This window comes from Nitrospirota bacterium, from assembly GCA_016235245.1.
Classification (GTDB): domain Bacteria; phylum Nitrospirota; class Thermodesulfovibrionia; order Thermodesulfovibrionales; family UBA6898; genus UBA6898.
In genome coordinates this window covers 12,229-24,228 of the sequence record JACRLO010000035.1, presented here as the reverse complement: position 1 = coordinate 24,228, position 12,000 = coordinate 12,229, and the positions used below count along the sequence as shown (strand labels likewise).

Genomic DNA, 12,000 nt, shown 5'->3' with positions numbered 1-12,000 from the left:
ATCGTATCAATATCCCGAGGTTGTCAAGGAGGGCAGGTTATTGTATGAATACTGATCAGATAAAAAATATTCTTCATGCGGTCAGCGAGGGAACGCTGGCGGTAGAAGCGGCTTTTAAGAAGATGCGGCATCTTCCCTATGAAGATATCTCCTTTGCCATGGTCGACCACCACCGCCATCTGAGACAGGGTGTGCCTGAGGTGATCTTTGCTTCAGGCAAGACCGAAAAACAGGTGGCTGCGATCGCACAAACAATGTATAAGAGGAGCAAAAGCTTCCTGATTACCAAAGCGACGGAGAAGATATACAGATCCCTGAAGCTCAACGGTGCGGTCTTTCATGCCTTGTCAGGTGTTATCGCGGTAGGGGAGCAAAAAAAGAAGGCAGGGAACGTCCTTGTCCTTACCGCCGGAACCTCGGATATCCCTGTGGCTGAAGAGGCTGCCGTAACGGCAGCGTTCCTTGGGAGCAGCGTAACAACAGTCTACGATGTAGGTGTCGCCGGCCTTCACCGGCTGATGGACAGGAAAGATGAACATTGCGGTGCCGACCTCGACCGGTTATGGCACCAGTTTCAATGGCCTCACTGCGCTTTTTGCCATGCTCAATTCCTGCGTTCCAGGAATTGCGGTGATGAACATAGACAACGGCTTTGGCGCAGGCTGTCTGGGGCATAAGATTAACACCATTCGTTGACTTTGCGCAGAGCGCTTCACTATACTTACATCAACCCTTGGGGGAGGCAGTTTATGCCTGAGAGTCTCTCGGTAAAGCGGGAGAGACCCCTTGAACCTGATACGGATAATTCCGACGGAGGAAACAGGGAATTGATCAGAAAAGGCAACCGTATCCTGAATGGGATGCGGTTTTTTGTTTTATGCGGCTGAAGATTAACGGAGAAGACAGAGACGACATCAGGGCAGCGACTGTACAGGAGCTGCTTGAGGAACTGAAGATTACGGTCGGCAGGGTAGCTGTTGATGTGAACATGGTCATCGTAAGAAGAACAGAGTATGAGCAGTTCAGGCTCAATGACGGAGATGTGATCGAGATCGTCAACTTTGTGGGCGGAGGATGATAAGGCGGTAATGGGCGATGCGTGATGGGTGATGAGTAACAACAAAGGAACAGAAAGCAAGGAGAAGGCATGGAAGATACGTTGATCATCAGGGGAATAGAGTTCAAGTCCCGGCTCTGGGTCGGAACAGGTAAATACAAGGATTTCGAGGAGACGAAGAAGGCCATTGAGGCCTCGGGTGCTGATCTGGTTACGGTTGCAGTCCGGCGTACCAATATCACAGACAGAAAATCAGAAAACCTTCTGGATTTCATTGATCCGAAGAAATACAAAATCCTCCCAAACACTGCGGGCTGCTACACGGTTGAAGATGCTCTCAGATATTCAAGGCTTGCCCGTGAGGCTGGTGTCTCTGATCTTATAAAGCTCGAAGTCATCGGCGATGAAAAAACGCTCTTCCCGGATGTTATCGGCCTGCTTCAGGCAACCGAGATACTGGCGAAAGAGGGCTTTATTGTATTTCCGTATACGAATGACGACCCCATTATGGCAAAAAGGCTTGTTGATGCAGGCGCTGCCGCGGTCATGCCTCTTGCTGCGCCGATCGGCTCAGGCCTCGGGATCAGGAACCCCTACAACCTCAAGATTATTCTTGAGCAGGCAACGGTCCCGATTATTGTTGATGCAGGAGTAGGCACAGCCTCGGATGTTGCATTTGCGATGGAGCTTGGCTGTGACGCGGTCCTGCTGAATACGGCAATTGCAGGGGCAAAAGACCCGATCGCCATGGCATTGGCCATGAAGCATGGCGTTCTTGCCGGCCGGCTTGCGTACAAGGCAGGAAGGATTCCCCGGAAGCTCTATGCAACAGCGAGCAGCCCCTTTGACGGAATGCTTTAGAGGCTGTGATGCGTAATCAGTAACGCGTGATAAGCAACACTGTTGTTGATTTCAGACTGTATCTCATAACAGACAGGAAGCTCTTTGGATCATTGGATGAGATGCTGGAAGCAATTGAGAAGGCTCTCCAGGGCGGCGTTAAAGCTGTTCAATTGAGGGAAAAGGACCTTGCCATCCGGGATCTTCTTGCGCTGGCATATCAGATGAGAGAACTGACAGCGGGATATGGCGCAAAGCTTTTTATCAATGACCGGGTTGATATAGCACTTGCAGCGGATGCAGATGGCGTACATCTCGGCGGCTGGAGCATACCGGTGCAGGCAGCACTTAAGGCATCAGAAGGAAAATTGATGATCGGCGTTTCGACGCACAGCCTGTATGAGGCGCGGCAGGCTGCAGCAGATGGTGCTGATTTTATGACAATGGGGCCAGTGTATGAAACGCCTTCAAAAATGCAGTACGGCAGACCGGTCGGCTTACCTGTTCTGGCTGAGGCAGCAGAAAATTGTATGATCCCGGTCTTTGCCATAGGCGGCATTACCGCCGGGAGAATTGGGGAAGTTTTGGCGCAGGGAGCATACGGGGCAGCGCTTATTTCAGCGGTCCTGACAGCAGACGATATTCAAAAAACTACAGAGGAGTTTGTGAGGAAACTATCATGACAAGACTTGAACTGGCAAAAAAAGGGACGATCACTGACGAGGTGAAGCTTGTTGCCGCCTCCGAAGGCCTGACGCCTGAGCAGCTTTCAGCAGACATTGCATCTGGCGTAAGCGTGATCCCGATCAATCGCAACCACAAGATAACGCCTATAGGCATCGGCAAAAACATGCGCACCAAGATCAACGCAAACATCGGAACGTCAAAGGACAGGATCTCTATCGAGGAAGAGATGGAGAAACTTGCGGTACTGGTGAAGTATGGCGCTGATGCCGTGATGGACCTTTCTACCGGGGGACCGATCAGGGAACTCAGGCAGATGATGCTGAAGAAATCTCCTGTGGCAGTCGGAACCGTGCCTATTTATGAGACGATTGTGAGAACCGTCGCGCAGAAAGGCTCGATTGCAAAGATGACAGCGGACGACCTCTTTGCGGTTATTGAGGAGCATGCTGCAGACGGTGTTGACTTTGTCACGGCACATGCAGGCCTTACCATGAAGGCGATTGAGCGGCTGAAGTCCGAAGGGAGAATCCTTGATGTGGTGAGCAGGGGAGGCTCTTTTCTCGTTGAGTGGATCATCTATAACGAAAAGGAAAACCCGCTCTATGAACAGTATGACAGGCTCTGTGATATTGCATATAAGTATGATATGACGCTGAGTCTCGGCGACGGTATGCGTCCGGGATGTCTTGCCGATGCAACCGACCGCACCCAGCTTGAGGAACTGCTCACGCTTGGCGAACTGCGAGACAGGGCAGTCGAAAGGAACGTGCAGGTCATTATCGAGGGCCCTGGCCATGTGCCTCTGAATCAGGTCGAGCTGAACGTTAAAATCGAAAAAGAGATCTGCAAGGGTGCGCCTTTTTATGTGCTTGGCCCTCTTGTTACCGATATCGGCATGGGATACGACCACATTACTGCTGCCATCGGCGGCGCTGTCGCAGGAGCGGCAGGAGCAGACTTTCTCTGCTATGTGACACCGTCTGAACATATCAGGCTCCCGACCATAGAAGATGTGAAAGAAGGCGTTATCGTATCAAAACTTGCGGCACTCGCCGCTGATATCGCCAAAGGCATTAAAGGCGCCATGGATGCTGACATGAAGATGGCACGGGCGCGGAAGGCACTGGACTGGAACGGTCAGATAGCCTGCAGCCTGAACCCTGACAAGGTGAGGGAGTGGAGGGCAGAGGTCCCGCCTACAGAGACCGAGGTATGCAGCATGTGCGGAGAGTTCTGTGCCATCAGGACCGTTGAAAGGGCGCTGCACAAAAAATAGGGGGCGCGGGTTACGAATGAATCCATGCAGCCTATAAACACCTCCGCAGAGGCTGTGCTGCTTATAGGGCCTACCGGTTCAGGAAAGACTCCTCTGGGCAGTTATATCGAAGAGCATGGCATGGCAGGCCGGAAATGCCATCACTTTGATTTTGGCCATGAATTGCGGTCCATTGCCGATGCTGACTTTGTCCCTGATGGTTTTACCGAAAGCGAACATCAATTCGTTCAGGATGTATTGAGTAAGGGACTGCTTCTTGAGGACCGGCAGTTCCCTCTTGCAGCGAAGATTGTCAGGAATTTTTTTGCTGTTCGCTGTTTTAATGAAGCCGATCTGCTTATCCTTAATGGCCTGCCCCGCCACACAGGGCAGGCAAGGGACATGGCAGAACTGGTGAACGTTGCCGGTCTTCTTGTCCTGGAGTGTACAGCCGAAGACGTCTGTGCCCGGATAAAGCAGAACACGGGAGGCGACAGGACAGAGCGGACCGATGACGCTGATGAGATGATCAGAAAAAAGCTCGAGATATTCCATGGCCGGACAGCACCGCTTATCGACTATTACGCTGAACGGGGAGCTGCACGTATCAAGATACCGGTACATGCTGCATCGACCGCTGAGACGGTCTATGCCCGATTGATTTCCTCTTTTGCAGAATAACTGTTTTTTGTCTGATCCGCAGCAAAAGGCTATAATTGAGCATGCACTACTTTTTTTCGAAATGCCCTGTTTTAAGGAGAATCCCAGTCCATGAACCGGATACAAGCACTAGTCCTCTCGTTGCTGTTTCTTGCAATTCCTGCACTATCAGGGGCTGAAGACTTTATGCCACTCCATACCCTGCAGGTGCGGTTTGACCTTGAGAAGAACAGGCTCATCGGAAAATCGAGCATAGACCTTCCGCCGGGCAAGGCCTGGACTGTATATATTGAAGGCCTGACCATACGATCGGCCCTTGTTCAGGGAAGACCGTTAGACATACAGAAAGATGCCGATACCATCAGCCTGAAGGCCGATACTGCCCCAACCGTCCTGATCCTTGAGTATGAGGTATCGTATGCATTGGTTCAGAAGAGCGGCCAGGAAGACGGCATTGAAACCGCCAATCTCGTCGCTCCGGGAGGGATCGCGCTGACCAATGGCTGGTATCCGTCAATTGATGGACTTTCCCGGTTCAGGCTTTCTGCACTCGTGCCGCGGGAGTTCGAGGCCCTGTCTGAGGCTGACGATATCGTGGTAAAAGAGGCATCTGCCGGCATGAAGGAATATTCTTTTCTGCTGGACCATCCTGCAGACAATATCAATCTCATCGCAGGCCCGTATGCGGTCAGCAGAGAACGTCACCGGGCAGTCGATGTCTATACCTATTTCTTTCCTGAAGACAGGGAACTGGCCGGAGGCTATCTGGAGCATGCGAAAAAATATATTGCCATGTATGAAGACCTGATCGGGCCGTTCCCCTATAAGCGTTTTTCTGTTGTCGAAAATATCCTTCCTACGGGCTATTCCATGCCGACCTTTACGCTCCCGGGACGGGATGTTGTCAGACTCCCGTTCATCGTCGAAACATCATTGGGTCATGAAATACTGCATCAGTGGTTCGGCAATGCCGTCTCGGTTGACCGTCAGGGCGGAAACTGGTCTGAAGGTCTGACAACTTATCTTGCCGACTATCAATATGAGGAGATGAAGGGCAAGGGTGCCGAATATCGGAAACAGATACTGGTCAACTATCAAAGCGCGATATCACCGGAAAAGGATTTTGCCCTGAAAGACTTCATCTCGCGGATTGACAGGGCAACTGCTTCCCTTGGGTATGGCAAGACAGCCATGGTCTTCCATGCGCTGAAGGGCCTGCTCGGCGAGGATATGTTCCGGAAATCGCTGAAAGAGTTCTTCGGAAAGAACAGGTTCAGGCAGGCTTCCTGGACTGACCTGCAGACTGCTTTTGAGATAGTTTCTGCAAAAAAGCTCGACTGGTTCTTCAACCAATGGGTTGAGGAAAAAGCGGTCCTGGCTTTTGAGATCAAAGACGTTATGGTGAGGTATGAGGGTTCTAAGGCACATATATCATTTGGCGTTTCGCAGGAGACAGCCCGGAGATTTCAGCTCCCTGTTCTGCTTAAAACGGACAAGGGAGATATGCGCGCGATCTTTGACGTGGGGAAGGAATCTTCATCTTTCGAAGTTGAGACAACGGATATGCCGCTTGAACTGGTTTTTGATGAACAGTATGACCTCTTCCGAAAACTGACGAACGATGAGATCGCACCGGTCCTGGCAAGGCTCCTTGGCGACCCCAACAGGATATTCGTTCTCCCCAAAGACAGGGAGAAGGCTTATGATGACCTCGGAGATATTCTGAAGGCCAACGGGTTTACTGCAAAGAAGGAGGATGACCTGAACTATGAGGACATTAAAAGGTCATCACTGCTTGTCCCTCACGATGCAGAGCTGCTCAAGAGGCTATATGCGAAGGTCGATATGCCGGAGGGAGACTTTGCGCTGGTCATGAAGCAGAATCCCTACAGCAGAAAAAGTGTCATTGCCATTTTCAGTGCCGCGTCTGCAGCTGATACCGGGAAGTATCTGAAGCGGGTTACCCATTACGGAAAATACAGCACCCTGGCCTTTAAGAACAGCCGCAATATCACCAAGGCCATCGATAAAAGCGAACAGGGCATACGAGTCTTATTGGCCAATGAAATTCCGGCGGTTGAAGTCGTGCGCCTCACTGCCCTGAGTCAGATAATAGGGAAGGTGAGCGATAAGGATATTGTCTATGTCGGTGAACTGCATGACCGTTTTGATCATCACCGCAACCAGTATCAGGTGATCAGGGAGCTGTTCAGGAAGAACAGAAAACTTGCCATTGGCATGGAGATGTTTCAGAAGCCTTTTCAGAAGGCACTTGATGATTATATCTCGGGAGCGACCGATGAGAAGATTTTTCTTAAAAAATCCGAGTATTTCAAGCGGTGGGGGTTTGATTACAACCTTTATCGTGAAATACTACTCTTTGCCCGTGAGAACAGGATCCCGGTCATAGCCCTGAACATCCGGAAAGAGATCGTGACAAAGGTCTCAAAAGAAGGGCTTCAGGCATTGAGCAACGAGGACATGAAGGACCTGCCTGAGGATATGGACCTCTCTGACATGGAGTATAAAGAAAGGCTCAGGGGATTCTTTGACCGGCACGCAGGATCAGAGGCAAGGAACTTTGACTTCTTCTATCAGTCTCAGGTGCTCTGGGACGAGTCTATGGCCCATAACCTGAACGAGTTCATGATAAAAAATCCCGGGTACCAGGTTGTGGTGCTGGCCGGATCAGGGCATATGGCCTTCGGATCAGGCATCCCAAAGCGTTCGCACAGGATCAACGGAAAGGACTACTCGGTGATCCTGAACTCGGACGATCTTGAAAAAGATGTTGCTGACTATATCCTCTATCCCTCTGCGCTGCCATTCACCGAATCGCCGAAGCTTGGCGTCATGCTGAAAGAAGAGAACAAGGCTGTCAGCATAAGCGGTTTTTCTTCTGAAAGCATTTCAGAAAAGGCAGGACTCAAGACCGATGATCTGGTCCTCGCTCTTGACGGCGAGAAGATCGAGGCGATCGAAGATATCAAGATCCATCTGTTTTACCGGAAGAAAGGCGATACGGTTACCGTAAGAGTGGCGAGAAAAAGCGTTCTTTTTGGGGCCAGAGAGCTGGAATTTAAGGTTGCGCTGTAATATATCGCCGGCGCGACGCCTGTTATGAAAGCCTGTCCTATTGACCATATTCTTCCATCGCTTAAAGAAGCGTTGTCGTGCAGCAGTTCCGTTGTTCTTCATGCGCCGCCGGGAGCCGGCAAAACGACCCGAGTCCCGCTGGCCTTGTTAGAGAGTGTCCCGCCCGGCCAGGGCCGCATTATCATGCTTGAGCCGCGCAGGATCGCCGCAGTATCTGCGGCCCGGTGGATGGCTCAGACAATCGGCGAGCAGGTCGGAGAGACGGTCGGTTATACCATCCGGTTTGACAGGCGTGTCTCCGACAAGACGCGCATAGAAGTAGTGACCGAGGGTATTCTTACCCGCCGCATTCAGACAGACCCGACCCTTGAGGGTGTGGCGATGATCATTTTCGATGAGTTCCACGAACGGAGCATTCATGCTGACCTTGCCCTTGCCCTCTGCCTGGATATCCGTAAGGGTCTGAGAACTGATATGAAACTGCTCATTATGTCTGCGACACTTGACTGTGGCCCGATTGCAGCCCTCCTTGGCAATGCGCCGGTCATCTCCTCTTGCGGCAAGGCTTTTTCTGTTGAAGAACGATATATCGGAGAAACCGGGAAGAGACCTCTTAAGGAGAGAATTACCGATGCTGTTGTCAGTGCGCTCAAGGAAACTTCTGGCGATATACTCGTTTTTTTGCCCGGCTCCGGTGAGATACGTCAGTGCAGCGATGTGCTCAGGAAGAGTATCCCGGACAGAAGCGGAAATATTTCGGTTCATCCCCTGTATGGAGATCTCCCTTTTGAAGAGCAGGAGCAGGCCATCCTGCCATCGCCCCGGCGCAAGATTGTGCTTGCGACAAACATTGCCGAGACAAGCCTCACGATTGAGGGTGTGACGGTCGTCATAGACAGCGGACTGACACGCAGATTGCAGTATGATCCATCAACCGGCATGAACCGGCTGATTACGGTAAATGTCTCACGGGCGTCAGCCGAGCAGAGGAAGGGCAGGGCGGGCAGACTTGCTCCCGGTGTCTGTTATCGTCTGTACAGCAGGCACGTGTTTCAATCCATGATACCCTTTACCCCGCCGGAGATCCTGGTGTCCGACCTGTCATCGCTTCTGCTGGAGCTTGCGCTATGGGGAGTGAAGGAACCTTCCATGCTCGCATGGCTGGATGCTCCGCCGGTTTCAGCCCTTGAATCAGCCAGACACCTGCTCTACAATCTGGGGGGAATTGATGAGTCACATTCAGTGACTGCTCTGGGCAGGAAAGTGGCAAGACTGCCGCTTCATCCCCGGCTTGGCAGACTGCTGCTGAGAGCTGTTGAACTCGGCTGCCCACGCCTTGGTGCCGACCTGGCCGCAATTGTCTCAGAGAGGGATATTATCCAGCGCAGCCCCTCTGTCTCCGGCGAGCCGGATATCGGAACAAGAATAGAGATGCTGTATGCGTGGCGCAGAACCAAAGAACTGCCTTATGCAGCTGACCTCTGGGGTTTGAGGGCTGTGGACAGAACATCGAGTCAGCTTTTGAGGCTTATAGCAGAAACCGGCAATGCTGACGGGGATAGACACTTCTCTGATCCGGATATGGTCCCCCGGATTCTGCTCTCTGCTTTCCCTGACCGCATCGCTAAAAGGCGTGAAGAAGTCAACGGCTGTTTTCTGCTGAGTCAGGGAAGGGGTGTGCGGCTGCCCGCGGAGAGCGCCCTTGCCGGAAGTCCCTATATCGTGGCCGTGAATCTGGACGCAGGAGTTAAGACAGAGGGCAGGGTGCATATTGCCGCTTCTCTTTCAGAACCTCTCATCCGCCAGGAATGCGGCAGCAGCATTAAGACGCTGCGCAGAATCGAATGGGACAAGAGGGAGAGAAGGGTTATTGCCGCATCAGAAGAGCGTCTTGGAGCTTTGCTGCTTTCGGTAAAGACTTTTTCTCCGGCGGCAGATGAGGTCCTGCCGATAATCTGTGAGGCGATCAGGAATGGTCAGGCCACTGTTTCATTCAGCAGTGAGGCAAAAAAATTCCGGGCGCGCCTCAGCCTTGTCAGGAGGGCTTTCCCGCAGGAGAATCTGCCTGACCTCTCGGATGAGAACCTGCTTTCGAAGCCCGAGGAATGGCTATTGCCATGGCTTGGCAGCATGCGCACCGCAAAGGACCTTTTGAGCCTCGACCTCCTTCCTGCTCTTCGGGCACAGCTTTCCTGGAGGCAGCAGCAGTTCCTTGATGAACAGGCGCCAACGCATCTGTCCGTGCCGAGCGGAAGCCGTATCGCAGTTGACTATGCGGCAGGAGATACTCCCGTGCTTGCGGTCAAACTTCAGGAACTCTTTGGCCTTGCTGATACGCCGACGATTGCAGGGGGCAGCGTGAAGATACTCCTGCATCTTCTTTCACCGGCGCGCCGGCCTGTGCAGGTGACCCAGGATCTGGAGGGGTTCTGGAACAGCGGATATCAGCAGGTCAGGAAGGAACTGAAAGGCAGATATCCAAAACATCCCTGGCCGGAGGACCCGTGGAATGCGCCTCCGACGCGCAGACTAAAACCACGAAGCACATAGAGATAGAAAACAGATCTCTTGCGTATAATAATGACCATGCCATTACAAACGATCGGGAAACACATCGCTGTGCAAATATTTCCCTTTATCCTCACGGCTCTCTCCGCCCTCAGTGCCTTTGCAGCGGAGACCCATTGTCTTCCGGACGAAGATACCATCTTCAACTGCAGCATGAAGGGCTCGTCAAAAACAGTTTCGCTTTGTGCGTCCAGACCGCTGACAAAAGAGAAAGGCTATATCCAATACCGCTTCGGCGCACCGGGGAAAATCGAACTGAAATATCCGTCAGACCAAAGCGGTTCGCAGAGGAAATTTACCTATATGCACTACGTTCGGGCCCGCGTTGACCGGACCGAGCTCGGCTTCAGAAACGGCACGTATGACTATTCCGTCTTCAGTGATTACGAGGGCGACATGAAGCCCGTAATCAACGAGAGCGGTCTGCTCATTACGGACATGTCCACCGGTAAGGAAACCAAAATGCTCTGCAGGGGAAAGCCGAGCAACCGGCTCGGCCTTCTGGCGAACATTGTTTCCTGTGCAGGAGAAGAGTCGTCCGGGGAATGTCAGTGACGACTGTATGGAAGGTATATGAAAACTCAGGGGGATAACATGGCAGGAGAATCCAGACAATCAAGGGGCGCAGCGCAGAGAAGAGCTGCCAGAATCATCGGCATTATCTTCATCCTCATTATGCTGGCTGCCGGGCTGCTGCTCGGCACCGAGTCGACGCTCTCACTCAGAAGAGACGATAATGGCAATGTCACTGCGGTGAATGCCTGGCGTATTGGCGGCCATATAACCCTGCTGAAAAGGACGGTCCGGAACCTCCGCGAGGTAAAGATGCAGGCAATCTCTCTGACTCAGAAGGAAGTGCGCTCCTCGGCATACCGCAATGCTTTTGGAATGTTGAGCGTGCCTGAGCAGCTTGTGCTCCTTGGCGACAGCATACTGCCGTATCCCTACCGGGAGGACCTTTCACTTATCAGCGGATTTTTGGCGAACAAGGCAAAGAAGAACGCTATGCTGCTCCATCCGCTTGATATCCGCCGCAAGGTCTCCTCGTGGGTTCTGCTGGTGCTCGCGGTGCTCAGCATTGCGGGCATGATCGTAACAAAAGTGATGGGCAGAGACCCCCTTGCAGGTGCGCCTCGAAAGGTAAAGCCCCTGCCGCCTGCAATAGGTCAGGCAGTTTTTCTCTGTACGATTGCTGCACTAATATGGTTTTTTTCGGCAGGACATCTGATACTCGGCCCTGTGGCGGTCAAAAAAGTCCGCCATCTCTTCGAAGCTGCAAGGGCGAACGATGCGGTGAGCATCAATAAGACGGCTCGCTCCGGGGTGTTTCTGGATGTGCGCGATGATCAGGGTACGACGGCATTGATGGTCGCTGCACGGATGGGGGCGGATAGGGCAGTGGATGCGCTGCTTAAGGCTGGAGCCAATCCTGATGTGAGCAATTTGAGTGACAATACCGCCTTACTGCTTGCGGTGCAGGGCAACCATGCCGAAACCGCAATGCTTCTGCTTAACGCCGGTGCCGATGCCGGTCTTGCTGATATGAACGGAAGAAACGCCCTCCACAAGGCGGCTGAAGGGGGCGATGCCGCAATGATCCGTCGTATTCTTGAGGCAGGTGTCAAGGTCGATGCGGCAGATGCTCACGGCTGGACGCCGCTCTTTTTTGCGGCTGCAAGCGGAAACGCAGACGCAGTCCTGACTCTGCTGAATGCGGGCGCTGATGCCCGCAAAAAACTGCCTGACGGCCGCACACCCTTAGACCTTGTTCACGCTGACCCTGCCGTGAGTGCGGTGCTCATAAAGGCAGCCGGCCGCTGATTAAATGCAGTTTAGC

General features: G+C 52.6%; 7 protein-coding genes, 2 pseudogenes and 1 riboswitch. All 9 genes and pseudogenes read left to right on the top strand.

Annotation, left to right across the window (positions count from 1 at the left end):
• The first annotated feature begins 44 nt into the window (after positions 1 to 44).
• The 9 genes and pseudogenes from HZB31_14150 to HZB31_14110 all read left to right on the top strand — a co-directional run bounded on the left by HZB31_14150 (position 45) and on the right by HZB31_14110 (position 11,984).
• Positions 45 to 696 (top strand): annotated as a pseudogene (locus tag HZB31_14150) (1-(5-phosphoribosyl)-5-amino-4-imidazole-carboxylate carboxylase).
• Positions 697 to 725: 29 nt separating this feature from the next.
• A riboswitch (TPP riboswitch) is annotated at positions 726 to 837 on the top strand.
• 40 nt (positions 838 to 877) lie between these two features.
• Positions 878 to 1,918: pseudogene (gene thiS, locus HZB31_14145) on the top strand (sulfur carrier protein ThiS).
• A 29-nt stretch (positions 1,919 to 1,947) separates the two neighbouring features.
• The gene (gene thiE / locus HZB31_14140) at positions 1,948 to 2,580 is read left to right on the top strand and encodes a thiamine phosphate synthase (protein MBI5849062.1); all 633 of its coding nucleotides are present in this window, start codon (positions 1,948 to 1,950) and stop codon (positions 2,578 to 2,580) included.
• Positions 2,577 to 3,860 carry a phosphomethylpyrimidine synthase ThiC gene (thiC, locus tag HZB31_14135; GenBank protein ID MBI5849061.1) on the top strand — a complete coding sequence of 428 codons (1,284 nt, stop codon included), beginning with the start codon at positions 2,577 to 2,579 and terminating at the stop codon, positions 3,858 to 3,860. Before thiE ends, thiC begins: the two co-directional genes overlap by 4 nt.
• Before the next feature lie 24 nt (positions 3,861 to 3,884).
• On the top strand, positions 3,885 to 4,520 hold the full coding sequence (locus tag HZB31_14130) for a nucleoside monophosphate kinase (GenBank protein ID MBI5849060.1): 636 nt from the start codon (positions 3,885 to 3,887) through the stop codon (positions 4,518 to 4,520).
• 90 nt (positions 4,521 to 4,610) lie between these two features.
• Positions 4,611 to 7,595 carry a ChaN family lipoprotein gene (locus tag HZB31_14125; protein MBI5849059.1) on the top strand — a complete coding sequence of 995 codons (2,985 nt, stop codon included), beginning with the start codon at positions 4,611 to 4,613 and terminating at the stop codon, positions 7,593 to 7,595.
• Positions 7,596 to 7,619: 24 nt separating this feature from the next.
• Entirely contained in the window at positions 7,620 to 10,145 is a 2,526-nt protein-coding gene (gene hrpB / locus HZB31_14120) for an ATP-dependent helicase HrpB (protein ID MBI5849058.1), read from the top strand.
• 36 nt (positions 10,146 to 10,181) lie between these two features.
• On the top strand, positions 10,182 to 10,718 hold the full coding sequence (locus HZB31_14115) for a hypothetical protein (protein MBI5849057.1): 537 nt from the start codon (positions 10,182 to 10,184) through the stop codon (positions 10,716 to 10,718).
• 39 nt (positions 10,719 to 10,757) lie between these two features.
• Positions 10,758 to 11,984, top strand: a complete 1,227-nt coding sequence (locus HZB31_14110; protein ID MBI5849056.1) for an ankyrin repeat domain-containing protein — start codon at positions 10,758 to 10,760, stop codon at positions 11,982 to 11,984.
• Positions 11,985 to 12,000: the final 16 nt, after the last annotated feature.